At 70.3% G+C, this 24,130-nt stretch carries 21 protein-coding genes, 1 tRNA gene and 1 pseudogene; 12 read left to right on the top strand and 11 right to left on the bottom strand.

Going from position 1 to position 24,130, the window contains the following annotated elements:
* Window positions 1-37: 37 nt before the first annotated feature.
* Window positions 38-823 carry a GntR family transcriptional regulator gene (locus tag ACGFZQ_RS12790; protein ID WP_351748918.1) on the bottom strand — a complete coding sequence of 262 codons (786 nt, stop codon included), beginning with the start codon at window positions 821-823 and terminating at the stop codon, window positions 38-40.
* 29 nt (window positions 824-852) lie between these two features.
* On the bottom strand, window positions 853-2,724 hold the full coding sequence (iolD, locus tag ACGFZQ_RS12795; protein WP_393840347.1) for a 3D-(3,5/4)-trihydroxycyclohexane-1,2-dione acylhydrolase (decyclizing): 1,872 nt from the start codon (window positions 2,722-2,724) through the stop codon (window positions 853-855).
* 312 nt (window positions 2,725-3,036) lie between these two features.
* Between iolD and ACGFZQ_RS12800 the strand changes: the two genes are divergently transcribed.
* The 5 genes from ACGFZQ_RS12800 (at window position 3,037) to ACGFZQ_RS12820 (ending at window position 7,260) form a co-directional block, all read left to right on the top strand.
* Window positions 3,037-4,056: a sugar ABC transporter substrate-binding protein gene (locus ACGFZQ_RS12800; RefSeq protein ID WP_393840348.1), complete on the top strand. Its 1,020-nt coding sequence runs from the start codon at window positions 3,037-3,039 to the stop codon at window positions 4,054-4,056.
* A gap of 4 nt (window positions 4,057-4,060) precedes the next feature.
* Window positions 4,061-5,131: an ABC transporter permease gene (locus ACGFZQ_RS12805; RefSeq protein ID WP_393840349.1), complete on the top strand. Its 1,071-nt coding sequence runs from the start codon at window positions 4,061-4,063 to the stop codon at window positions 5,129-5,131.
* Window positions 5,132-5,135: 4 nt separating this feature from the next.
* Complete coding sequence (locus ACGFZQ_RS12810) at window positions 5,136-6,047, top strand: ATP-binding cassette domain-containing protein (RefSeq protein WP_393840350.1); 912 nt, start codon at window positions 5,136-5,138, stop codon at window positions 6,045-6,047.
* A gap of 3 nt (window positions 6,048-6,050) precedes the next feature.
* The gene (locus ACGFZQ_RS12815) at window positions 6,051-6,953 is read left to right on the top strand and encodes a sugar phosphate isomerase/epimerase (RefSeq protein ID WP_351745999.1); all 903 of its coding nucleotides are present in this window, start codon (window positions 6,051-6,053) and stop codon (window positions 6,951-6,953) included.
* 118 nt (window positions 6,954-7,071) lie between these two features.
* A complete protein-coding gene (locus ACGFZQ_RS12820) occupies window positions 7,072-7,260 on the top strand; it encodes a hypothetical protein (protein WP_382538914.1) in 189 nt (62 codons plus the stop codon).
* Here the strand turns inward: ACGFZQ_RS12820 and ACGFZQ_RS12825 are convergent.
* Window positions 7,248-8,288 (bottom strand): NAD-dependent epimerase/dehydratase family protein, encoded by a 1,041-nt coding sequence (locus ACGFZQ_RS12825; RefSeq protein WP_393840351.1) that lies wholly within the window; start codon window positions 8,286-8,288, stop codon window positions 7,248-7,250. The two genes, ACGFZQ_RS12820 and ACGFZQ_RS12825, sit on opposite strands and share 13 nt — an antisense overlap.
* Before the next feature lie 129 nt (window positions 8,289-8,417).
* On the opposite strand from ACGFZQ_RS12825, the gene ACGFZQ_RS12830 reads away from it, so the two are divergent.
* The gene (locus ACGFZQ_RS12830; RefSeq protein ID WP_393840352.1) at window positions 8,418-8,975 is read left to right on the top strand and encodes a TetR/AcrR family transcriptional regulator; all 558 of its coding nucleotides are present in this window, start codon (window positions 8,418-8,420) and stop codon (window positions 8,973-8,975) included.
* Between the two features lie 110 nt (window positions 8,976-9,085).
* On the opposite strand, the gene ACGFZQ_RS12835 is transcribed toward ACGFZQ_RS12830, so the two are convergent.
* The 3 genes from ACGFZQ_RS12835 to ACGFZQ_RS12845 all read right to left on the bottom strand — a co-directional run bounded on the left by ACGFZQ_RS12835 (window position 9,086) and on the right by ACGFZQ_RS12845 (window position 12,182).
* The gene (locus ACGFZQ_RS12835; RefSeq protein WP_351745989.1) at window positions 9,086-10,090 is read right to left on the bottom strand and encodes a Gfo/Idh/MocA family oxidoreductase; all 1,005 of its coding nucleotides are present in this window, start codon (window positions 10,088-10,090) and stop codon (window positions 9,086-9,088) included.
* 133 nt (window positions 10,091-10,223) lie between these two features.
* Window positions 10,224-11,000 (bottom strand): SDR family oxidoreductase, encoded by a 777-nt coding sequence (locus ACGFZQ_RS12840; RefSeq protein WP_351745987.1) that lies wholly within the window; start codon window positions 10,998-11,000, stop codon window positions 10,224-10,226.
* Window positions 11,001-11,015: 15 nt separating this feature from the next.
* A complete protein-coding gene (locus ACGFZQ_RS12845) occupies window positions 11,016-12,182 on the bottom strand; it encodes a phytanoyl-CoA dioxygenase family protein (RefSeq protein WP_393840388.1) in 1,167 nt (388 codons plus the stop codon).
* A 158-nt stretch (window positions 12,183-12,340) separates the two neighbouring features.
* On the opposite strand from ACGFZQ_RS12845, the gene ACGFZQ_RS12850 reads away from it, so the two are divergent.
* On the top strand, window positions 12,341-13,372 hold the full coding sequence (locus ACGFZQ_RS12850; protein ID WP_351745985.1) for a LacI family DNA-binding transcriptional regulator: 1,032 nt from the start codon (window positions 12,341-12,343) through the stop codon (window positions 13,370-13,372).
* On the opposite strand, the gene ACGFZQ_RS12855 is transcribed toward ACGFZQ_RS12850, so the two are convergent.
* Entirely contained in the window at window positions 13,362-13,709 is a 348-nt protein-coding gene (locus ACGFZQ_RS12855; protein WP_393840353.1) for a cupin domain-containing protein, read from the bottom strand. The genes ACGFZQ_RS12850 and ACGFZQ_RS12855 overlap by 11 nt on opposite strands.
* A 130-nt stretch (window positions 13,710-13,839) precedes the next feature.
* On the opposite strand from ACGFZQ_RS12855, the pseudogene ACGFZQ_RS12860 reads away from it, so the two are divergent.
* Together ACGFZQ_RS12860 and ACGFZQ_RS12865 are read left to right on the top strand one after the other, a co-directional pair.
* Window positions 13,840-14,205, top strand: a pseudogene (locus ACGFZQ_RS12860) (hypothetical protein); the annotation flags it as partial.
* Window positions 14,206-14,538: an iron-containing alcohol dehydrogenase gene (locus tag ACGFZQ_RS12865; RefSeq protein ID WP_393840389.1), complete on the top strand. Its 333-nt coding sequence runs from the start codon at window positions 14,206-14,208 to the stop codon at window positions 14,536-14,538.
* A gap of 132 nt (window positions 14,539-14,670) precedes the next feature.
* Here ACGFZQ_RS12865 and ACGFZQ_RS12870 read toward each other — a convergent pair whose 3' ends face one another.
* On the bottom strand, window positions 14,671-15,249 hold the full coding sequence (locus ACGFZQ_RS12870) for a TetR/AcrR family transcriptional regulator (protein ID WP_393840354.1): 579 nt from the start codon (window positions 15,247-15,249) through the stop codon (window positions 14,671-14,673).
* Window positions 15,250-15,470: 221 nt separating this feature from the next.
* Here ACGFZQ_RS12870 and ACGFZQ_RS12875 point away from each other — a divergent pair, with 221 nt between their 5' ends.
* Both ACGFZQ_RS12875 and ACGFZQ_RS12880 read left to right on the top strand, forming a co-directional pair.
* Window positions 15,471-16,898, top strand: coding sequence for an MFS transporter (locus ACGFZQ_RS12875; RefSeq protein WP_393840355.1), 1,428 nt, complete (start codon window positions 15,471-15,473; stop codon window positions 16,896-16,898).
* A gap of 45 nt (window positions 16,899-16,943) precedes the next feature.
* Window positions 16,944-17,017 (top strand) — tRNA-Pro (locus tag ACGFZQ_RS12880).
* A gap of 106 nt (window positions 17,018-17,123) precedes the next feature.
* Here ACGFZQ_RS12880 and ACGFZQ_RS12885 read toward each other — a convergent pair.
* Together ACGFZQ_RS12885 and ACGFZQ_RS12890 are read right to left on the bottom strand one after the other, a co-directional pair.
* Complete coding sequence (locus tag ACGFZQ_RS12885; RefSeq protein WP_393840356.1) at window positions 17,124-18,371, bottom strand: tyrosine-type recombinase/integrase; 1,248 nt, start codon at window positions 18,369-18,371, stop codon at window positions 17,124-17,126.
* Window positions 18,372-19,305: 934 nt separating this feature from the next.
* Entirely contained in the window at window positions 19,306-19,719 is a 414-nt protein-coding gene (locus tag ACGFZQ_RS12890; RefSeq protein ID WP_393840357.1) for a hypothetical protein, read from the bottom strand.
* A 349-nt stretch (window positions 19,720-20,068) separates the two neighbouring features.
* Between ACGFZQ_RS12890 and ACGFZQ_RS12895 the strand changes: the two genes are divergently transcribed.
* Window positions 20,069-21,226, top strand: coding sequence for a hypothetical protein (locus ACGFZQ_RS12895; protein ID WP_393840358.1), 1,158 nt, complete (start codon window positions 20,069-20,071; stop codon window positions 21,224-21,226).
* Window positions 21,227-21,689: 463 nt separating this feature from the next.
* Here the strand turns inward: ACGFZQ_RS12895 and ACGFZQ_RS12900 are convergent, their stop codons facing one another.
* Window positions 21,690-24,098, bottom strand: coding sequence for a tetratricopeptide repeat protein (locus tag ACGFZQ_RS12900; RefSeq protein ID WP_393840359.1), 2,409 nt, complete (start codon window positions 24,096-24,098; stop codon window positions 21,690-21,692).
* Window positions 24,099-24,130 lie beyond the last annotated feature (32 nt).

Genomic DNA, 24,130 nt, shown 5'->3' on the forward strand with positions numbered 1-24,130 from the left:
CGCCACGCACCGTTCCGCGCACCGTTCCACGCCCGTGCTACGGCCGTACGAGCAGCTGGAAGTCGAAGGCGTACCGGGACGCCCGGTAGACATGGCTGCCGTACTCCACCGGGCGCCCGGTGTCGTCGTAGGCCGTGCGCCGCATGGTGAGCAGGGCGGCGCCCGCCTTCTCGTCGAGGCGGCCGGCCTCCTCGGCGGTGGCGCTGCGGGCGCCCACGGTCTGCCGGGCGCTGTGCAGGGTGATGCCCGCCGTGCGCATCAACCGGTACAGGCCGGTCGACTCCAGACGTTCCGTGTCGAGTTCGAGCAGGGCGGCGGGCAGGTAGTTGCAGAGGAACGCCACCGGCTGGCCGTGCGTGCAGCGCAGCCGCTCCAGCACGACCACCTCCGCGCCCTCCGCGATGCCGAGCGCGGCGGCCACCTCGCCGGTCGCCGGGATCCGCTCGTTGCGCAGCACCCGGGTGGTCGGGCCCTGCCCTGCCGACTCCAGGTCGTCGTAGAGGCTGCTCAGCTCCAGCGGCCGCTTGACCTGGCTGTGCACCACCTGGGTGCCCACGCCCCGGCGGCGCACGAGGAGGCCCTTGTCGACCAGCGACTGGATGGCCTGGCGGACCGTGGGCCGGGACAGGCCGAGCCGCACCGACAGGTCGATCTCGTTGCCCAGGAGGTTTCCCGGGGCGAGGACGCCGTGCTCTATGGCCTCCTCCAGCTGCTGGGCGAGCTGGTAGTAGAGCGGTACGGGACTGCCGCGGTCCAGGGCGAAGTCCAGGGAGTCGAGCGCCGATACGGTCGCGGTGCGGGCGGAACCACCGGTTCGGGCCACCGGGACACCTCCTTCCGGGATTCGTGGGTTCACAGGTGCCGACGGCGCTCCGCGCGCTGCCGGTCGTAGTCCTCGCGGGCCCGTACGGCGGCCTCGCGGGCGGCGGTCTCGGCGACCGGCACGTCCCACCAGGCCTCGGCCGGGGGAGCGGTGGGCGCCGGGTCCGTCTCGACGTACACACAGGTGGGCCGGTCGCTCGCCCGGGCCGCGGCGAGGGCCTCGCGCAGCTCGCGCACGGTCTTGGCGCGCAGCACCTCCATGCCGAGGCTGGCCGCGTTGGCGGCGAGGTCGACCGGCAGCGGGGCGCCGCCGAAGGTGCCGTCGGCCAGGCGGTAGCGGTAGGCGGTGCCGAACCGCTCGCCGCCCACCGACTCGGAGAGGCCGCCGATGGAGGCGTACCCGTGGTTCTGGATCAGCACCAGGTTGACGGGCAGGCCCTCCTGGACGGCGGTGACGATCTCGGTCGGATTCATCAGATAAGTGCCGTCGCCGACCAGCGACCAGACCACGGTGTCCGGGGCCGCCTGCTGGACGCCGATGCCGGCCGGGATCTCGTAGCCCATGCAGGAGTAGCCGTACTCCAGGTGGTACTGGCGCGGTGAGCGGGCCCGCCAGAGCTTGTGGAGGTCGCCCGGGAGCGAGCCGGCCGCGTTGATGACAACGTCGTCATCGCCCACCACCGCGTCCAGGGCGCCGAGCACCTGTGTCTGGGTCGGCACGGCGTCCTCGTCGTCCGCGCGGTAGACGGCCTCGACGACGGCCTCCCAACGCTCCTTGCCGGCCCGGTACTCGGCCTCGTAGTCCGCGGCCACCCGGTGCCCGGCGAGGGCCTCCGTGAGGGCGCCCAGCCCCGCCAGCGCGTCGCAGACGAGGGTGCGGGCGGACAGCTTGTGGGCGTCGAAGCCGGTGATGTTCAGGTTGACGAAGCGGACGTCCGGGTTCTGGAAGAGGGTGCCGGATGCCGTGGTGAAGTCCGAGTACCGGGTGCCGACCCCGATGACCAGGTCGGCGGTGCGGGCCAGGTCGTCGGCGACGGCGGTCCCGGTGTGGCCGATACCGCCCAGGTCGGCCGGGTGGTCGTGGCGCAGCGCGCCCTTGCCCGCCTGGGTCGAGGCCACGGGGATGCCGGTGGCCTCCACAAGGGCCCTCAGGGCGTCCTCGGCGCGGCTGTGGTGGACTCCGCCGCCCGCCACGATCAGCGGCCGCTGAGCGGCCCGTACGGCGCTCACGGCGGCCGCCAGCTCGACCGGGTCGGGGGCGGGCCGGCGGACCCGCCAGACGCGCTCGGCGAAGAACTCCTCGGGCCAGTCGTACGCCTCCGCCTGGACGTCCTGGGGCAGGGCGAGGGTGACCGCGCCGGTCTCGGCCGGGTCGGCGAGCACCCGCATGGCGTTCAGGGCGGACGGGATCAGCGCCTCCGGGCGGGTGATCCGGTCGAAGTAGCGGGAGACCGGGCGCAGCGTGTCGTTGACGGAGACGTCGAACTCGACCGGGTGCTCCAGCTGTTGCAGCAGCGGATCGGGCGCGTGGCTCGCGAAGTAGTCGCCGGGGAGCAGCAGCACCGGAAGCCGGTTGATCGTGGCGAGGGCGGCGCCGGTCACCAGGTTGGTGGCGCCCGGGCCGATGGACGTGGTCACCGCCTGCGCGGAGAGCCGGTCCAGCTGGCGGGCGTGGCCGACGGCCGCGTGCACCATCGCCTGCTCGTTGCGGCCCTGGTGGTACGGCATGACGTCGCCGTACTCCAGGAGCGCCTGGCCGATACCCGCCACATTGCCGTGGCCGAAGATGCCCCAGGTGCCGGCGATCAGCCGGTGCCGGACGCCGTCGCGCTCGGTGTACTGGGCGGACAGGAACCGGACCAGTGCCTGGGCGACGGTCAGGCGGGTGGTCGGCTGGCTCATGGGGACCTCATTCGGGCGGGGTGGTGTGCAGGGGTACGCCGGGCGGGAGCGGGTAGGGATCGCGAGGCTCCCCGGGTGGGGCGGGATGCCTCTCAGGTGTAGATCGGGGCAGGCCGAGCTGTCAATGGTTTGTACTTACATTCGGACCTGAATGTGAAATGATGTCTTAACAAAGTATTGACAGCGGGCCGCGCAGGGACTTGTATCCCGTCCCAACGCACAGCACCGACCCGGACCGGCGCTTTCCGGACCGGGTCCAGGATCCTCGCGGATCCCCCTTTCTTTCCCGTCGCACAGTGAGGTGCAGGCAAGATGGACCGCTCATCCCGTATCCGTCCGCGGAGACTGGCCCCCTTCGTGGCCGTGGCCGTGGCGGCCACCCTGACCCTCGCCGGCTGCTCCAGCAGCTCCGGAGGAAAGAAGTCGGAGGAGGGCGGTGCGTCCGCCTCCGCCGGCAAGGCGAGCACCCCGCGCATGACGGTCGCGCTGGTCACCCACCAGGCGCCCGGCGACACCTTCTGGGACATCGTCCGCAAGGGTGCCGAGGCGGCCGCCGCCAAGGACAACGTCAAGCTCGTCTACTCCGCCGACCCGAACGCCGGCAACCAGGCCAACCTGGTGCAGAACGCGATCGACCAGAAGGTCGACGGGATCGCCGTCACCCTCGCCAAGCCGGACGCCCTCAAGACCGTCATCGGCAAGGCGACCACGGCGAACATCCCGGTCGTCGGGCTCAACTCCGGTGTGAGCGACTGGAAGAAGCTCGGCCTGCTGGAGTTCTTCGGCCAGGACGAGACGGTGGCGGGCGAGGCGCTCGGCAACCGGCTGAACACGGAAGGCGCCAAGAAGGTCGTCTGTGTCATCCAGGAGCAGGGCAACGTCGGCCTCACCCAGCGGTGCGACGGCGTGAAGAAGACTTTCTCGGGGACGACGGAGACCCTGTACGTGGACGGCACGTCCCCGACCGCGGTCAAGTCCACGATCACCGCCAAGCTCAAGACGGACAGCGCCATCGACCACGTGGTCACGCTCGGCGCCCCCATCGCGCTGATCGCCGTGCAGTCGGTGTCCGACGCGGGCAGCAAGGCGAAGATCGCCACCTTCGACCTCAACAAGGACCTGACCGGCGCCATCAGCAAGGGGACCATCGAGTTCGCCGTGGATCAGCAGCCCTACCTCCAGGGCTACCTGGCGGTCGACTCGCTGTGGCTCTACAAGAACAACGGCAACTACATGGGCGGCGGTGAGCAGCCGGTGCTGACCGGGCCGGCCTTCGTCGACAAGACCAACGTGGACAAGGTCGCCCAGTTCGCGGCGAAGGGCACTCGGTGATCGTATGAGCCAGCAGGCACAGCCGGCGGTGTCCACACCGCCGGCCCCCGGCCCCAAGGAGAAGGACGGCCGCACCGCACAACGCCCGCTGGCGCTCCGGGTGCTGGCCCGTCCGGACGTCGGCGTCTTCCTCGGCGCCGTCGCGGTCTACGTCTTCTTCCTGGTCGCCGCACCGCCGGTGCGCGAGGCCAGCTCGATGGCGAACATCCTCTACCAGTCGTCGACCATCGGCATCATGGCCCTGCCGGTCGCCCTGCTGATGATCGGCGGCGAGTTCGACCTGTCGGCAGGCGTCGCCGTCATCACCTCGGCGCTCACCGCCGCCATGCTCAGCTACCAGCTGACCCTCAACGTGTGGGTGGGCGTGATCGTCGCGCTCGTCGTGTCGCTGGCGATCGGCTTCCTGAACGGCTGGCTGGTCGTCAAGACGGGTCTGCCCAGCTTCCTGATCACCCTGGGAAGCTTCCTGATCCTCCAGGGCGTGAACCTCGCGGTGACCAAGCTGGTCACCGGCAACGTCGCCACCGACGACATCAGCAACATGGACGGCTTCGACCAGGTCAGGAGCGTCTTCGCGTCCTCCTTCCACATCGGGGGCGTCGAAGTGAAGATCACCATCGTGTGGTGGCTGGTCTTCGCGGCCATCGCCACCTGGGTGCTGCTGCGTACGAAGTACGGCAACTGGGTCTTCGCGGTCGGTGGCAACAAGGAGTCGGCGCGCGCGGTCGGTGTGCCGGTGACCTTCACCAAGATCTCGCTGTTCATGCTGGTCGGTTTCGGTGCCTGGTTCGTCGGCATGCACCAGCTGTTCTCGTTCAACACGGTGCAGTCCGGTGAGGGCGTGGGCCAGGAGCTGATCTACATCTCCGCGGCGGTGATCGGCGGCTGTCTGCTGACGGGTGGTGCGGGCTCGGCGATCGGCCCGGTCTTCGGTGCCTTCATGTTCGGCATGGTGCAGCAGGGCATCGTCTACGCGGGCTGGAACCCGGACTGGTTCAAGGCCTTCCTCGGCGTGATGCTGCTCGGCGCCGTCCTGATCAACCTGTGGGTCCAGCGCACCGCGACCAGGAGGTGACCCGATGACAGACAACGGAACCGGAACCCACGGCGCCATCCTCAAGGACACGGCACCCGCCGAGAGCGCCCCGATCGTGGAACTGCGCGGCGCGGGCAAGTCCTACGGCAACATCCGCGCCCTGCACGGCGTCGACCTCAGGGTCTTTCCCGGCCGGGTCACCTGTGTCCTGGGCGACAACGGGGCCGGCAAGTCGACCCTCATCAAGATCATCTCGGGGTTGCACCAGCACACCGAGGGCGACTTCCTGGTCGACGGCGATCCGGTGCGCTTCACCACCCCGCGCGAGGCCCTGGACAAGGGCATCGCCACCGTCTACCAGGACCTCGCCACCGTTCCCCTGATGCCGGTGTGGCGGAACTTCTTCCTCGGCTCCGAGATGACCCGGGGCCCCTGGCCCGTGCGCCGTCTGGACATCACCAGGATGAAGGAGACCGCCGACCGCGAACTGCGGAACATGGGCATCGTCCTGGACGACCTGGACCAGCCCATCGGCACGCTCTCCGGCGGTCAGCGCCAGTGTGTGGCCATCGCCCGCGCCGTCTACTTCGGCGCCCGGGTCCTCATCCTGGACGAGCCCACCGCAGCCCTCGGCGTCAAGCAGTCCGGGGTGGTGCTGAAGTACATCGCCGCCGCCCGCGAACGCGGCCTGGGCGTCATCTTCATCACCCACAACCCGCACCACGCCTACATGGTCGGCGACCACTTCAGCGTGCTGCGCCTGGGCACCCTCGAACTCTCCGCCGAGCGCAGCGAGATCACCCTCGAGGAACTCACCAACCACATGGCCGGCGGCACCGAACTCGCCGCCCTCAAGCACGAACTGTCCCAGGTCCGCGGAGTCGACACCGAGGAACTCCCGGAAGAGGAGGACCTCACCGCCCCCGCGGTGACCGGTCCGGAAGGAAAGTCCTGACCCATGGCGAACGCCCTCGACCGCATCCGCGTCGGCTCGGCCCCCGACTCCTGGGGCGTCTGGTTCCCGGACGACCCCCAGCAGGTCCCCTGGGAACGCTTCCTGGACGAGGTCTCCGAGGCCGGGTACTCCTGGATCGAACTCGGCCCGTACGGCTACCTCCCCACCGACCCGGCCCGCCTCACCGACGAGATCGCCCGGCGGAACCTGAAGGTCTCGGCCGGCACCGTCTTCACCGGCCTGCACCGCGGCCCCGCCGTCTGGGACGCCACCTGGGAGCACGTCAGCCAGGTCGCCGCGCTCACCCAGGCGATGGACGCGAAGCACCTGGTGGTCATCCCGTCCTTCTGGCGGGACGACAAGACCGCCGAGATCCTGGAGCCGCACGAGCTGACCGGCGAGCAGTGGGCCCACCTCACCAAGGGCATGGAACGGCTCGGCCACGAGGTGAAGGAGACGTACGGCCTGGACATCGTCGTCCATCCGCACGCCGACACCCACATCGACACCGAGGAGCACGTGGAGCGCTTCCTCGACTCGACCGACACGGACCTGGTCAACCTCTGCCTGGACACCGGCCACTACGCCTACTGCGGCGGCGACAGCGTCAAGCTGATCGAGACCTACGGCGAGCGGATCGGCTACCTCCACCTCAAGCAGGTGGACCCGGCGATCCTGGCCGACGTCCAGGCCAAGGGCACCCCGTTCGGGCCGGCCGTGGCCCAGGGCGTGATGTGCGAACCGCCCACCGGGGTACCGGAGCTGGGCCCGGTGATGGAGGCGGCGCAGCGGCTGGGCGTCGACCTGTTCGCCATAGTCGAGCAGGACATGTACCCCTGCGAGCCGGACAAGCCGCTGCCCATCGCGGTGCGCACCCGGCAGTTCCTGCGGTCCTGCGGCGCCTGAGCCCGGGAACACACGCCAGGACCCGGACGTTCTTCCGGACGACGGGACGAAACCGGACTCCGTCGCGGCGGCCACCATGCCGCCGCCGCGGCGGAGGACACGGGCGATGGGGGCGAGGATGACACACGAAGAGCACGCGGAGCCGGACGTCGACGCTGCCGACGAGGTGCTGCGGCACCAGCGTTTCGGCGCGCTGCCGGAGCGGATCCGCCCGGAGGACATGGTCGAGACCAGGCCGGCGATCGGGCACGACCCGGACCGGGACGCCTACGACCCGGACGAGTTCGCGGTGCGTTACGGCCTCTGAGCCGCCGGGACCGGGACCGCGCCGTGGGCGAGCAGGCTCTCGGCGCAGTCCAGCACCGTCTCCCGGGCCGGGCGCGGCTGCCAGCCCAGCAGCCGCGCCGCCTTCTCGGTGGTGTGCCGGTTGCGCCGGCCCAGCGCCGGGGTGATCTCGCGCAGCGCGGGGTCCCGGAAGCGGGCCGCGAACCGCACCGCGAAGTCCGGCAGCCGACGCGTCGGTACCTGCTGTCCGCGCTCGCCGAGGCCCTCCCGCAGGAACCGCGCCAGGTCCGCCATCCACACGAACTCGCCGGTGGCCAGGAACCGTTCGCCGGCGGCGGCCGGTGAGGTCATCGCCCTGAGGTGGACGTCGACCAGGTCCCGGACGTCCACCACCTCCAGCCCGATCCGGGGCACGCCGGGCATCGCCCCGGAGAGCATCCGGGCGATGATCCCGACGGAACCGGCGGCGTCCGCCGTCAGCACCGGCCCGAACACGGCGCCGGGCAGCACGGTGGCCAGCTCGGTCGGCCCGTGGTGCCCCCGCATGAACTCCCAGGCCGCCAGCTCCGCGAGGGTCTTCGAACGCCGGTACGGGATCAGCGCCGGATCCTCCGGATCGGTCCACAACGTCTCGTCGGTGACACCTTCCGAGGCGTACGACGACGGGCTCGCGGTGTTCGCGGCCGACGTCATCACCACCCGCCGTACGCCCGCCGCGGTGGCCGCCCGCAGCACCCGCAGGGTGCCCTCCCTGGCCGGGGTGACCAGGTCCGGCGACTGGGCGCTCACGCCCAGCGGCGAGGCCACGTGGAGTACCCTCTCGACGCCCTTCATCGCGGCCTCCCAGCCGGCGTCGGCGGTGAGGTCGGCGACGGCGAAGCCCAGCCGCCCATCCGGGTCGCAGACCGTCGAGACGGCGTCGGTCACCGCCTGCTGCCGGCCCGGTGAGCGCACGGTCGTCCGCACGTCGTAACCGCGTCGCAGCAACTCGGCGACGCACCAGCCGGCGATGTACCCGGTGCCGCCGGTCACCAGGACGAGTTCGGGCATGACTGACCTCCACGGATGCGGTGGGATGTGCCACAATCGGCAATGAAACGGAGAGCCCTCCGCTACATCTTCCAACGTAGCGGAGGGGTCTCCGGATGGCAATCCACTTCGGACGGACGACTGACACCCGTGAACCCGCAGCCCTCGAAGCCGACCCGGAAGGACGCCCGCGACAACCGGGACCGGATCCTCGCCGCCGCCCGCGCGGAGCTGGCCGACTCCACCTCGGCCTCGCTCTCCGCGATCGCCCGCAAGGCCGGCGTCGGCATCGGCACCCTCTATCGGCACTTCCCGACCCGGGAGGCGCTGATCATGGAGCTGTACCGGCACGACCTCCAGCACCTGATCGACCTCGCGCCGCGCCTGCTTCGGACGCATCCCCCGCTGGAGGCCCTACGCCGCTGGTTCGACGAGGTCGCCCACTACGGCCGGCTCAAGTTCGGCGTCTCCGAGGTCGTACACGCGGCGACCGGCGGCGGCACCGACCCGATGTACGGGCCGTTCGTGCACGCCATCGCAACGCTGCTCGACGCGGGCGCGGCGGACGGCACGCTCAAACCGGACGTCGATCCGGAGGACGTACTCCTCCAGCTCAGCGTCCTGTGGCGGATCGACCCGGCGCGCGGCGACGCGGAGGCACGGGCGGCGCGGATCCTGCGACTCATCGTGGACGGGCTGCGGGCCTAGCAGGGGGCCTGGCCGGGGGCGGGCGGGAAACGGCGAAGGGGCGGGGGGGGGGGGCGGGGGGCCGGGGCCCCCCCCCCCCCCCCCCCCCCCCCCGCCGCCGATGCCCGGTGTCAGGCGCCGCGTACCTCCGCGATCGTCACCGGACGGTGCTCGTGCAGGGACAGCGTGCAGGCCTCCGCGATCCAGCCGGCCTCCAGGGCGTCCTCGACCGTGCAGGGGGAGGGGCGGCTGCCCGCCACGACCTCGGTGAACGCGGTGAGTTCGGCGCGGTAGGCCGCGGCGAAGCGGTCCATGAAGAAGTCGTGCGGGGTGCCCGCCGGGAAGGTCACCCCGGGCTCGACCGAACGCAGCGGGAGCTTGTCCTCCAGGCCGACGGCGATCGAGTCCTGGAACCCGTGCAGCTCCATGCGGACGTCGTAACCCCGGGCGTTGTGGCGGGAGTTGGAGATCACCGCGATGGTGCCGTCGTCCAGGGTGAGGATCGCGCCGGTGGTGTCGGCGTCGCCCGCCTCCTTGATGTAGTCGGCACCCCGGTTGCCGCCGACCGCGTACACCTCGGTGACCTCACGGCCGGTCACCCAGCGGATGATGTCGAAGTCGTGCACGGAACAGTCCCGGAAGATGCCGCCGGACACGGCGACATAGGCGGCGGGCGGCGGGGCCGGGTCCAGCGTGGTCGAGCGGACGGTGTGCAGCTTGCCCAGCTCGCCCGCCTGGACGGCGGCACGCGCGGCGACGAACCCGGCGTCGAAACGGCGGTTGTAGCCGATCTGGATCGGCACGCCCTTGCCCTGCACAGCCTTGAGGACCGCGACACCGTCACTCATGTGCTTGGCGACGGGCTTCTCGCAGAAGACGGGGATGCCGGCCTCGACACCGGCCAGGATCAGGGCGGGGTGGGCGTCGGTGGCGGCGGCCACCACGATGCCGTCCACACCGGCGGCCAGCAGCGCCTCGGGCGAGTCCACGACCTCGCCGCCGAACTTCTCGGCGGCGGCCTTGGCGGCGTCCGCGAACGGGTCGGTGAGAACGAGCGAGTCGACGATGTCGAGGCCCGAGAGGGTCTCGGCGTGGAACGCGCCGATGCGGCCGAGGCCGAGAATTCCGATACGCATGTGCCTTGCTACTTCCTTGAGGTTGAGGCGCCCCATCAGGGGCGCGGGGCTCTGTCGATATGCGGCTCCGCCGCGTGGGCGCGACCAGCCACAACGGCGCCGCAGACGACTCACGACCCGGCGCGGCACATCCCTAGTCGAGACCACCCAGCACGTTCTGGTCCCAGTCGATCACCGACCCGGTCACCACCCCCGACCGCTCGGACAGCAGGAACACCACGAAGTCCGCGATCTCGTCCGGTTGGCCGAGCTTTCCCATCGGCAGCCTGGACGCGGCCTCCTCCCGCCAGCCGTCCGCCGCCCCGTGGAACGCCCGCTGCGTCGCGTCCTCGCCCTCCGTCGCCGTCCAGCCGATGTTCAGGCCGTTGATCCGCACCCGGTCCCAGCGGTGCGCGTGCGCCGCGTTGCGGGTCAGGCCGATCAGGCCGGCCTTCGCGGCGACGTACGGCGCGAGAAACGGCTGCCCGCCGTGCGCGGACGACGTGATGATGTTGACCACCGTGCCGGGCGCCTTCCGGGCGACCATGTCGGCGACCGCCGCCTGCATCGCGAAGAACGGCCCCTTGAGGTTGATCGCGATGTGCTGGTCGAACAGCTCGGGCGTGGTGTCCAGCAGGGTGCCCCGGGAGGTGAGCCCCGCCGAGTTGACCAGGCAGTCGATCCGGCCGTACGCCTCGACCACCGCGGTCACCGAGTCCTTGGCCTGTTCGGCGTCCGAGAGGTCGGCCCGCACGTACAGCGCCTTGCCGCCGGCGGCGGAGAGCTCGGCCACCAGGGCCTCGCCGGGCTCGGGGCGGCGGCCGGTGACGGCGACCGTGGCGCCCTCCCGGACCGCGGCCCGCGCGATGGCCGCGCCGACGCCCTGGCTGCCGCCGTTGACGAGGACGACCTTGTCGTGGAGAAGTCCCATGGAATCCTTGACCTTTCAGCTCTCGTGCCGGGCCGCGGCGGCCCGCAGCTCGTCCCGCAGCACCCGTGTGGCCCATCCCTCGCGCAGCGCCCGCCGTACCAGGTCCGCCTGCGAGGGCGGGGCCATGCCGTCGACCGGCGGATCGCTGTCGAGGTTGGTCGGGAACGGGTAGCCCTCGGCGCTCGCCGCGATGACATGCTCCAGCCAGGCCTCGGCGGCTCCCTCCGCCCGGCGCCGGCGCAGCACCGGGTAGACCGCGTTGGCCACCGCCTCCCGGTCCACCGTCTCCATGGCCCGCCCGAAGGCCGAGGACACCTGGAGCAGGTTGGCCATCCGCCGTATGCCGACGCTCCGGTTGGTGCCGGCCGCGTGGAACACCGCCGGGTTGAAGAACACCGCGTCGCCCTTGGCCAGGGGCAGCTGCACGTGGTGGGCCTTGAAGTAGTCCTGGAACTCCGGCCGCCGCCAGGCCAGATAACCCGGCTCATAGGTCTGGGAGTAGGGGAGGTACAGCGTCGGCCCGGACTCCACCGGCATGTCGCAGTGCGCGACCGCGCCCTGGAGGGTGAGCACGGGGGAGAGGCGGTGCACATGCGCCGGGTACGCCTCGGCCTGCTCGTCGGAGAGGAAACCGAGGTGGTAGTCGCGGTGCGCGGTCTGCGCCACGCCGCCCGGTTTGACCACGTTGATCTGCGAGGTGACCTGGTAGCCGGGGCCCAGCCAGGCCCGGGAGACCAGGGCCAGGATGTCGTTGGCGTAGTAGTCGGCGAACCCCTCCGGGTCGTAGAGGGCCGCCTTCTCCAGCGCGTTCCACACCCGTTCGTTGGCGCCCGGCTTCGCGAAGTGGTCGCCCGCCCCGGCACCCGACTCGTTCTGCTCCGAGATCAGCGCGTCGAAGACCGCCGTGGCCCGGTCGACGACCTTCGGATCGGGGAACGTGCCCTTGAAGACGACGACCCCCGGGCCGTCGGTGAGGGCGCGCACGAGTTCGGTCCGTACCTGGTGGGGCGCGTCGGCGGTGCGCAGCCGCTCGCTGTCGTAGACGACGACGTTGTGCTCGACGGCCGAGGCGTTCGGGTAGGCGGCCGGGTCCGTGGTCCGCTCGACCAGCGCGCGGAAGGTGTCGAGGTCGCAGTCCTGCTGGGAGAGCCAGGCGCGGCCCTGTTCGGCGGCGAGGGACATCGGTGTCCTTCTTTCGGTCATGGCCACGATCACGGTCACGGCCACGGTCACAGCCGCGGCCAGGGCCATCGGAGCGGCGGGGCTCTGTCATTCTTGTCAGTACAAACCCCTCGAACAACCAGCAGCGAGCCATCAAAAACCCTTCAAGGAGCCAGGCCGTGGGTCACCCCTTCCCGATCCGTGAAATCGCACGTCAGGCAGGGCTCAGCGAGGCCACCGTGGACCGGGTGCTGAACGGCAGGGGCGGGGTGCGGGAGAGCACCGAGCGGGAGGTGCGGCAGGCGATCGCCGATCTGGACCGGCAGCGCACCCAGGTCCGGCTGGTGGGCCGCACCTTCATGGTCGACATCGTGATGCACGCACCCGAGCGGTTCACCACGGCGGTGCGTGGGGCGCTGGAGGCCGAGCTGCCCTCGCTGCACCCGGCGGTGGTGCGCTCCCGGTTCCACTTCCGGGAGACCGGGCCGGTGGCGGAGCTGGTGGAGACGCTCGACCGGATAGCCCGCCGGGGCTCGCAGGGCGTGATCCTCAAGGCGCCGGACGTCCCCGAGGTCACCGCCGCCGTGGGGCGCCTCAGGTCGGCGGAGATCCCGGTGGTCACCCTGGTCACCGACCTGCCCGCCAGCGGCCGGCTCGCCTACGTCGGCAGCGACAACCGGGCGGCCGGCGCCACCGCCGCGTATCTGACGGGCCAGTGGCTCGGCGACCGGCCCGGCAATGTCCTCACCAGCCTGAGCAGCGGCTTCTTCCGCAACGAGGAGGAGCGCGAGATGGGCTTCCGCAGCGTCATGCGGGCCACCCATCCCGAACGGGCCGTGGTGGAGATCGCCGAGGGACAGGGGCTGGACGCCACCCAGTACGACCTGGTCCGCGCCGCCCTCGAACGCGACCCGGAGATCCGCGCGGTCTACTCGATCGGCGGCGGCAACAACGCGACCCTGCGTGCCTTCGCCGAACTGGGCCGGGAGTGCGCCGTGTTCATCGCCCACGACCTCGACCACGACAACACCCGCCTGCTGCGCGAGCACCGCCTGTCCGCCGTCCTCCACCACGACCTGCGGCAGGACATGCGTGAGGCCTGCCACCTGGTGATGCGTGCCCAGGGCGCGCTGCCCCCGGCGGGCCCGACGCTGCCGTCGCCGATCCAGGTGGTCACGCCGTACAACCTGCCGGCCGCGCTCAGAGATTGATCGCGTACGCCTTGCGCAGCGTCTCGTGCACCGTCCATGTCGTACGGTCGCCCGCGCGCAGCACCGCCATGTCCCCGGGGCCCACCGTGAACGCCGCCCCGCCCTCGACCTCGATCGTCGCCGAGCCGCTGACCACCACGAACATCTCGTCCGCCTCGGTGTCGGTGACCACCCCCGGGGTGATCTGCCAGATCCCCCGGATCTGCCGGCCGTCGGCCGACTCCCAGACCACCTTCCCGGTGACCTCGGGCGTGCCGGAGACGATCTGCTCCGGGTCCAGCGGGTCGGGCTCGAGCTCGGCGTCGGGGATGTGCAGGGCGAAGCTGTGCGTCGTCATACGGCGACCCTAGCGAGCCCGCCGGCACCCTGGGCGTGGACAGGGTGCCGGGCATCGGGCCTGGTGGGAGGAGACTTCGTCGGGCCGTCCGGACTGGCGGGGGCGGCCCGCCGGGGTGATCGTGGAGAACATGGCCGACTCCACGGCGGCGGTGGCGGAGCCGCACCCGCACGACACCCGCGAGGCCGTCCTGTTCGGCGGGGTCTACGGCGCCGTGCTGGCCTCCTCCATGGTCGCGGCGCTCACCCAGTACGGTCACACCTCCGCCGCGAGCCGCCGCTACCACGCCCTCTGGCTCCTGGTGACCGCCTGTGCCTCCGCCCTGGCCCACGGCTACGCCCACTACATCGCCGAGCGTGCCCCGCACCGGCGGTGGGACGGGCTGCGCTCCCTGGCCGACGAGTGGCCGCTGGTCACCGCCGTACTGCCCACGGTCTTCCTGCTCGCCGGCGCGGGCTGGGGCTGGTGGCCGCCCAAGGGCGTCGAGTACCCGGCCCTGGGCGGCACGTTCGGGCTTCCGCACGTCGAGACGCACACAGTCGTGCTGCCGTACGCCTTCGCCTTCAACGCGCCGGCCGTGCCGGAGGCGGCCGCGGCGGTGGGCCGGGCACTTGGGGCGGGGGATGCCCCGGCGGCGTTGCAGGAGCTGGCCGGCCGGCTCGGCGCCCCCCGTTCCCTCGCCGAACTCGGCCTGAAGGAAGCCGACTTGGCGGTGGCCGCCGGACAGGTCGCCGGGCAGCCGTACGCCAACCCGCGGCCGGTGTCGGTGGACGACGCGCTGGGCGTGCTGCGGGCGGCGTACGAGGGCGGGTCCGTCCGGGGCGGGTGAGGGCCGTGTGACCCGGGGGTCGGCCGGTGGGGGCTGGTCGCTCCCCGCTCTCGGCTTCGCCCGAGCGGGGGGACCCCCATCGCGATGGAAGCCGCATGTCGGATACGGCCCGGCGCCCCTGAAGGGTCGCGTTCAGCGAAGCGTGCGTACCCCGTCCAGGGCGATCGCCATCACCCGGTCGCGCTGGGCGTCGTCCTCGAAGGCCGTGCCCGTGATGCCGGAGACCATCCGGAGCAGATCGCCGATCTCCATGTCCGTCCGCACCACGCCCGCCTTCTGGGCCCGCTCCAGCAGCGGCCCGCCGGCCGCGTACATCGAGTCCCGGCAGGCCGAGAAGATCTCCGACTCGTCGTTGAGGGCATCGCGGACCGCCCGCTTGGTGACCATGTAGTCCGTGAAGCGGTCCAGCCAGGAGGTCAGGGCCTGCCACGGTTCCAGCTCGGCCAGCTCCACGGCCGCCCGGCACAGGGTGTTGACCTCGTCGGCGTAGACGCTCTCGAAGAGGTCGCGGCGGGTGGGGAAGTTGCGGTACAGCGTGCCGATGCCGACCCCGGCGCGGCGGGCGACGTCCTCCAGGGAGGCCTCCGCGCCGTTCTCGGCGAACGCCTCGCGGGCGGCCGCGATCAGCGCGTCGTAGTTGCGGGCCGCGTCTTTGCGGTGCGGTCTGCGGGACGCGACGATCTCACTGACGGGGAAGGGGTCGACGGTCACTGCTGCCTCCCGGGGGACGAAGGTGAACCGGAGGGAATCCTCGACTTCGGTTGAAGCGGAGGCTTGCCTCCAGTACAGTGGAGGGGTACCTCCACTTTAGCAGTGCGAAAAGGGTTCGCCATGGCCGGACGCGGCCCTGTGCCCGCGCCCTTCCGCACCTGCCCAGACATCTCTTCTCCTCCGCTCTTTCCCTCCGTATCCGATGTCGGAGAGGCTCTTTCATGCCCCGGAAGTCCACCCGCCTCACCTTCGCGGTCCTCGCGACCGGTGCCGGCGTGTTCTCCATGCTCCAGTCGCTGGTCGCGCCGGCCCTGCCGACCGTCCAGCACGCCCTGCACACCTCGCAGTCCAACGCGACCTGGGTGATGACGGCCTATCTGCTGTCCGCCTCGGTCTTCACCCCGATACTCGGCCGCGTCGGCGACCTGACCGGCAAGAAGCGCACCCTCGTCGCCGTCCTGCTGGCCGTCCTGGCGGGCTGTCTGCTCGCCGCCCTCGCGCCGAACATCGGCGTCCTGATCATCGCCCGGGTCGTCCAGGGCGTCGGCGGCGCCCTGTTCCCGCTCTCCTTCGGCATCATCCGCGACGAGTTCGCCCCGGCCCAGGTCAGTGGCAGCATCAGCAACCTGTCCGCGGTGATCGCGGCCGGCGGCGGCGTCGGCATCGTGGCCGCCGGGCCCATCGTCTCGGCGCTGGACTACCGCTGGCTGTTCTGGATCCCGGTCGGCGTGGTCGCCGTGACCGTCCTGATCGCCGCCCGCTATGTCCCCGAGTCACCCAAGAGGGCCGAGGGCAGCGTCAGTTGGCTCGGTGCCGGGCTGCTCTCCGCCTGGCTGGTGGCGCTGCTGCTGCCGCTGAGCCAGGCCGGGCAGTGGGGCTGGGGCTCGGCCAAGGTGCTCGGTCTGTTCGGCGCGGCCGTGGTGCTGTTCGCGGTGTGGCTGCTCGTCGAGGCCCGCTCCCGCACCCCGCTGATCGACCTGCGCGTCATGCGGCTGCCCGTCGTCTGGACCACCAACGCCGTCGCCCTGCTCTTCGGTGCGGGCATGTACGCGCTCTGGTCCTTCCTGCCCGGCTTCGTCCAGACGCCGTCCGCCGCCGGATACGGCTTCGGCGCCAGCGTCACCGCCTCCGGGCTGCTGATGCTTCCGATGCTGCTCGCGATGTTCCTCTCCGGCATCCTCAGCGGCCGGCTGGAGCCCAGGGTGGGCGCGAAGGCGCTCCTCACCGCCGGTGCGGCCTTCGGCGCCCTCGCCCTCGGCCTGCTCACCCTGTGGCACACCGCCCAGTGGCAGATCGCCGTCGTCTCCGGCCTGTTCGGCCTCGGTATCGGCCTGGCCTTCGCCTCGATGGCCAACCTCGTCGTCGGCAGCGTGCCGCCCGAGCAGACCGGCGCCGCGACCGGCATGAACGCCAACATCCGCACCATCGGCGGCTCCATCGGCGCCGCGCTCACCAGTGTCCTGGTCACCGGCCGGCTCCAGCCCTCGGGACTGCCGTACGCCTCCGGCTACACCCACGCCTGGGCCCTGCTCACCCTGTTCTGCCTGACCGCCGCCGGGGCCGCGCTCCTGGTGCCGGTCCGCCGCGGACAGCGCGTCACCGCACCGGTCACGGAGCGGGCGGCAACAGCACCGGCGCGCGTGCGGTAGTGTTGACCTGCGTGATCACGCGGTGCACACCGCGTGACTCCGCAGCGGGACGTGGCGCAGCTTGGTAGCGCACTTGACTGGGGGTCAAGGGGTCGCAGGTTCAAATCCTGTCGTCCCGACCGTGTTCACCAGCGGGTCTGCCGGAAACGGCAGGCCCGCTGGATGCGTTCGTGGGACACGTGATGGCGACGTGATGGCAACGCGCGTCGGCCTCGGCGGCTGGCCTCAGGCTGCGCGATCTTCGGACGCTGGGGCGCTCTGGTGGTGCTTTCGGTCGGCGCGGGCGAGGGCCTTGTCGATGGCGGTGACGGCGTCGCGGGCGGCGTAGGGCAGCAGATGGCCGTAGAGGTTGACGGTGGTGGACAGCGTCGAGTGGCGCAGCGTCTTGGAGACCACGGCCAGCGGGACCCGTGAACTGATCATGATGGTGGCGGCAGTGTGACGCAGGTCGTGGACCCCGATCCGGGGCAGACCGAGCTCCTCGGAGCGCCGACGCAGCTCGGACAAGATGCCCTGCGGACGCAGCGGGGAGCCGTCCAGCTGGCAGAACACCAGGCCCTCCAGCGGCGTGCCCGGGGGCTGGCCGGCGCGGGCGAGAGCGGCCTGGCGCTCCAGGGCGGCGGCGACGCGCGGGGACAGGCTCACCCAGTTCCGGCTCGCCTTGGTTTTCGGGTGGCCGAGGTAGAGCCGGTTGTTGTTGACGGCGGTGAGGTTCCACCGCACCAGTAGGGTCTTCTCAGGCAGGTGGACGTCGGTCCAGTGCAGGCCGAGGGCCTCGCCACGGCGCATGCCGGTACCCAGCAGCAGTTCGAACAGGTCCGCCACCTGGTCGCCGTAGTGGGTGCGGTTGTGCCGCAGGAACGCGGCTGCCTGGGTGGGATTCCAGCAGATCCGCTCCTGCGCCGCGGGCCGCGGCGTCATCGCGTACCGGCACGGGTTGTCCGCGATCAACCGGGCGCGCATCGCGGAGCCGAGGGCGCTGGAGAGGGTGGCACCGATCCGGTAGACGGTGGTGCGGCCCCGGCCGCGGGCGAGTTCGGCCTCCTGCCAGGCGGTGATGTGGCGTGGGCGCAGGTCCTGGAGGGCGATGCGTCCGAAGGCGGGGATGAGGTCGGCGCGGACGTAGTCGCCGTAGCGGACGAACGTGGTGGGTTTGAGCGCCTCTTCCTTGGTACGCAGCCAGTCGGTCAGATAGGCGGCGAGGGTGAGGTCCTCGTCGCCGTACAGGCCGGTGCGCTCGCGCGTCAGTGCGTGCTTCAGCGCGGTATGGGCGGCCGTGCGGGTGGGAAAACCGCTGCGGCAGAGGGGCCTGCGTCTGCCGTCGGCGGACGGCAGGTCGACGGCGAAGGCCCACGAGCCGTGCCGGGAGCGGCCCTTGAGCTTCGGGCAGGCCGCGCCGAACTGTCCGCCGTCGGGTCGGCGGCAGCCGCACCGCCGGTAGAGACGACCGCGCTCAGGAGTACGAGGAGCCAAGATGCTCACCTCCGGTAGGGGAAGTGGTGCGTTGGCCCCACGGTGGCGGCGACATCCTCCGGCGTATCAGCTGGCGGATCATGGCGTACGAGGGCGGATGCCATCACCCTGCCATCACGAGACACACGCCGCATCGTTGAGCAGCAGCGACCCCCTTGGGCAGCGCACCCGAGCGCGAGGGCATCGGGCTCCACAGACGCCTGCGGCAACAGGGGTTGGCGAGGACAGGAAGTGATGCCTTATCCGGACCTGCGTCTGTGCCGCCATGCTTTGTCATCTGGATCCGATGGTGATGGGCCGGGCGGCGAAACGGGAACGATTGAGGAGTATCGCCCGAGGTGAGGATTCGGCGGCGCGGCAGCCCGCTGACTATGCGTAGTCAGCGGGTGCCGACGATTCAGCAGCGAATTTGCCTGGGGTCAGAGAAGGTTCGCGATTGCCGTCACTTCCGGTATCGGAATGAGGTGGCGCTGGAGAGTGGGGGCTTGGTCGACGCGGATTGCGTCATTACCCCCTTCGCCTCGGTCGCCGTCGATTCTTCCGAAGTCTTAGCCTCGTATAGCCAACACGGGATGCATGCCATGGCAATGAGAGCTATGACGACTTTCTTGCGTGCGTTCACGTTCTCGTCTCGTTCCGCTGAGGTTTTGATCGGAATGATCAAGGGTTTTTTAGCTGAACGGATGAATTTACGCAAGTTAGTTGACAGGCGTCTCGGCTTCCCGTAGTGGGGGAAATTTTTCGTCGATGCGCGTAGAATCGACCCCAAGGAGTGGCGGGCGTGTCGGATTCGCGACAGGAACCTACTCGCACAGTTGCCTCAGGTCGCGCGGTGGTCGTGTCTGAGGTTAGTCCGGAGGCTGAGGCGGGAGGGGATCGTCGGCCTGACCTATACCTGTTCGTGGTGGTTTTGACACAGGTGTGGATTTCCCCATCATCCTGTGAGTAGGTCTCCGCTGATACTGCCCGCTTGGATGACCGGCTGGTGAAAATTCCCGTCGCTGATGGTGTTGCGGACGACGCTTGAGCGAGGGTTGGTTTCGGCGATGAGGTCGCCCAATGCGGTTGCTGCGGAAGGGACGTCGTGCAGCAGGCGGCGCAGCCGGGTCCGCCAGACGGCCTCGATGTCAGCGAGGGCGGCCCCGTCACCACTGTCCTGCGCTGCGATCACCTCGCGGCGTTCCAGCTCCAACTCGTTCTCGACGTGGAGTGTGTCCTCCTGCGCCCGGTCGCCACGCTGGAGCAGCTCGACGATGCGGGACCTGACCGCATTCCATGCATCGGTGGCCATCAAGTCGACCACGGTTGTCGCTCCTGACGCCACGACCGCCGTCAATTCGGCTTCCATGCCCCCTCCTTGGGGTCCATCCCGAGCGCTTGAGCCCACCGTAGGCGTAAGCGCTTCTCCTGCCCAGAACACCTCGTGGGTCAACAAGATGTGTGGTGGGGGCGGGCGAGCGTACATGCCTCCGGCGTCTGCCATTGCCGTTCTCTCTGCGGAAAACCTTGCTTTTCAGGCATGTGACCTCGACCGCAAGGTTTTTCCAAGGCCGGTGCAAGCCTTTCGATTCGTCCACAGGGGATCCCCGCCGTAGGTCGCTTCGAGCGACATCGACGCATGATCGGTTACGGGGAGAGAGATGGCTGGGGCTGGAAGAAACCCTGAGCAGTGGGCGACGCTGCCCGGGTGCAGGAAGGTGCTGGTGATCGTCCACACCGAGGTCTACGGGAAACGGCTGGAGGATGTCCTCCCGCTGCTGGAGGCGGATCTGCGGTTGCAGGTCGAGTTCACCGTGGCACCGCATCCGTTCAATGACGGTGCGGAGCGGTTGGTTCGCCGGCTCGGTGGGTCGATATTGCCATGGGCACAGGCGGTACGCGAACGGTTTGATCTGGCGCTGGCAGCCGGGGCACGGGGCATAGACCAGGTGCGGGCACCTGTGGTGCTGCTCTCGCACGGTGCGAGGCGCCTGAGACTCGAAAGGTCGGTTGAGGGCGTCCTGCCGACGATGCGCAAGGCCACCGGGCTCAGCCCGCGGTACCTGACGCGGGAGAACGTCGTAGTGCCGGCCTCGATCGCCCTGGCTCACGATGAGGAGCGCGACGAACTGGCGCGATCGTGCCCGCAGGCTGCGCCTCGGGCGGAGGTGGTCGGCGATCCCTGTTACGACCGGATCGCCGTCAGCTTGTCGTCCCGGGACCGCTACCGTGCCGCGTTGGGCCTGGAGGAGCGGGAGAAATTGGTCCTGGTGACCTCCGCTTGGGGCAGACAGTCCGCGTTCAGCCGACTGGACGGTCTGCTGCCCCGCCTGATGACAGAACTGCCGCGGCCGAAGTATCGGGTGGCCGTCCTCGTCCACCCCAACGTGTGGGCCTGGCATGGGAAGTGGCAGGTTCGCGCCTGGATGGCGGGCCGGGAGCGGTCGGGGATCACGTTGTTGTCGCCCGACCAGGAGTGGCGTCCGGCGCTCATCGCGGCAGACTGGATCATCGGCGACTACAGCAGTGTGACGCTCTACGGCACGATGACCGGAGCGCCGCTGCTGTTGTCGCGCTACCCCCAGGAGAATGCCAATCTCGCGTCACCAGGTGCGGCGATGGCACTGACAGTGCCCGCCTTGTCGCCGCATCATCCGCTGACCGAGCAGCTGGCGTACGCGGCCGAGGAGTACAGGGCAGAGGAATACGCGGCGCTCGCGGCACGCATCTGCTCCGGGCCGGGCGAGTTCAACCGCCGTTTCCGGCGGGTGATCTACCGGATTCTCGGCCTCGGCCAGCCTGCGTGCAGGCCGGAGATCCGGCCGCTACCGCTTCCGCCGTCGTTGTCCGCGCTGGCTGTGGCGGTTCCCGGATGACTGCCGCCGGAGCGATCGCGGTGACCGTGGAATGGCAGCTCGACGACGGTACCCGCTGGTCCACGGGGCAGTGCGGCTGTCAGCCGGCGATCCTGCTCTGTGGACCGTATGCGGCCCTGGTGCACGAGTCGGATGTGCTTCGGCCGGTCCGCTGTCCTCGGTCCTTTCGCCAGCTGGACGAGCACGTACGGCTGTACGTCGGGACCGGCGCCGACCGGGCATGGCGCACGTGTGCCGACGTGGTGTGCGGCGAGGGCCTGGTGGAGCCGAAGGCGGCAGCCCGGTTGGTCCCGCGGTTGGTGCGGGAGACGGGTTGCCTGGTGGCCGGAGTGCGTTTGGCGAGCGGCGGGTGCCTGGTGCTGGCCCGTGACGGGCGGTGTGTGATGGCAGCCGGGGCGGTGCTGACTCTTCGTGAGCACGGCTGGGTGGCTTCTCTCTGGCACGCCTGGGCAGCGGCGGGTGTTCAAACCGGTGCCGGAGGCTCGCGCAAGCTGCTGATCCGCTCGAGCAACCGACGGGTGTCCCTGGGACTGATGGAGGCGTAGACGGCGAGCGATCGCTCGAACCACGCCTGGGCGGTCGCTTGGGCACCACGGTCCAGCGCGGTCAGCCCAAGCATTTCCATGGTGCGGCCCTGCCAGTGGATGGACCCGATCGAGCGGAATTCGTCCAGCGCCGCTTCGAGGTGGGATGAGGCAGTAGCGAAGTTTCCACGCGCGGCTTGGGCGCGCCCGAGGAGGGCTAGCGCCCGTGCCGCGTCGTGAGGGTCCGGTATGGCTGCCAGTTCACGATGCGCCGTGGTCAGCTCGGCGACGGCTTGGTCCGAGCGGCCTTGAGCGATCGCGATCTCACCGAGGCACACCCGGGTGAGTGCGGCGCCTCGTATGTACCCGATGGCCTCGCGCCGAGCCAGAGCGAGGGTGAAGAACGACGTGGCCTCGGACAGGCGCCCCAGCATGTGGTGGGCCCGGCCGATGCCGTGCAACGACTGTGCCTCGGCCTTTTGGTCCTGATCCGCACGGGCGTTGTGGAGGGCCTCGGCATACCATGACAGTGCTTCTTCGGGTTGGCCGGAGTTAAGCAACGCGCCACCGCCACTCGTCAGCATGCGGCTCAGCGCGCCCGGGCGCCCGTCCCGGCGGGCTGCGGCCAGTCCCTTGTGGTGGGCTTCGAGCCACAGATCGTACGGGCGCAGTCGGTGCCATAGGGGCCACAGCGCGTCCGCCAACTGCCAGACGGCGGCGTGCCAGTCATTGTCGGCGGCGGTCCTCAGGGCCGTCGCCAGCTGGCCCTGTTCTCTGCTGAGCCAGTCCAGCGCGACGCTGGGGTCGTCGAAGGAGAGCGGTGGCGGCGTACCTCGCGGATATTCGCGGGGCAGGTTGCGGTGGCTCGGGGCGAGCAGGGCCTCCGCGGCCGTGGCGGTGGCCAGGTACCAGCCGACGGCGCGGCGAGTCCCGTCCAACGTCGCGACGGACTGGTCCTCGGAGGCCCGCTGGGCAGCATGCAGACGGACCAGTTCATGAAACCGGAAGCGGTTCGCTCCCAGGTCTTCCAGGAGGTTGACCTCGATCAGTCCGTCAGCCACAGCCTCGGCCCGTGGGATCTGCAGGTCACAGGCGGCGGCGACCACCTCGGTTCCGAAGACGGCGAAAGGCAGGCCGCCCAGGCAACGGTATCCGTGGGCCATGTCCGGCAGCAGCGAGGCGTACGACTCGTCGAGAGCGGCCTCTACCGCCGAGTGGCCGTCTGCGTGAAGGGCTGCCAGCCGGCCGCCCTCGCGGTTGAGTGTGTCCACCAGCGAGGAAACGGTCTGCCGGGGTCGCGCCGCCATCCGGGCACCCGCCAGACAGAGCGCGAGAGGCAGCCCCGCACACAACTCGGCGACGGTGGTGACGGCTTCCCGTTCGTGCTCTGCACGGTGGTCGCCAATCCTGCCGACGAGTAGTTCCACGGCAGCGTCCGGTTCCAGCAGACCGAGATCGTGAAAGGCCGCGCCGTCGGCAAGCAGACCGGTGAGCCTACGGCGGCTCGCAACCACGGACAGACTTCTGGAACCACTCGGCAGCAACGGCCGTACCTGCGCCGCGCTGACCGCGTTGTCCAACATCACCGCGATCCGCAGGTTGCCCGCGACCGAGCGCCACAGTGCCGTCTGCTCGGCCTGGTCGGACGGCAGGTCGGTAAAGCCGTAAGCACGCAGGAACTGACCGAGGGCTTCCTGCGGCGGGACCGGTGTGCCGGTTGCAGTGACACCTAGGTCGGCGTAGAGCTGGCCATCGGGAAAATCGTCGCGTAATTGACGCAGCCAATGCGAGACTAATGTCGTTTTTCCCACCCCGGCTGGTCCACTGACCACCACGAGGTGGGTGTTGTGAAGGGAGTTCAGCGCGGTGAGGTCCCTTTCACGGTCGACGAATCGATTCGGCACCGGAGGGAGCTGGCGAGGGACGGGGAGAGGGCGATCTGGTCCATGAGTGGTGAGGTGGACACCTCCGATGATGGTGTGGGCTTGGATGCTCGGTCCGTCGATCCGGGCCGACCCGCCTACCGTGTTGGAGTGGTCTGCCGTGGCTTCGCTGTGCGCCTGGAGGCACCCCTCGGTGGGGCCCGCACGGTTCACCACTGTGCCCTGAGCCGTTATCCAGCGATGCAGTCTTGCGGTCATCTCGGGCTGTCCGCGTGCCGCATCGAGCAGTGCCTCGGCCAGTGCCTCGGCCAGCGCACGATCGGCAGGTGCTGCCTCCAATGCCGCCAGGGCCAGGTCGACAGCGTTGTTGGGCTCGGATCCTGCGCTGAGGGCTGTGACCGCTACGTGTGGATTGGCGTCGGCGAGTAGCGCGGCGGCCAGCAGCGCGACCGTCACCTCAACCATCGATTGCCCCCGTCGGTCGCCCCTGGGTGGAA

The sequence above is a fragment of the Streptomyces sp. NPDC048254 genome (assembly GCF_043201895.1).
Lineage (GTDB): Bacteria > Actinomycetota > Actinomycetes > Streptomycetales > Streptomycetaceae > Streptomyces.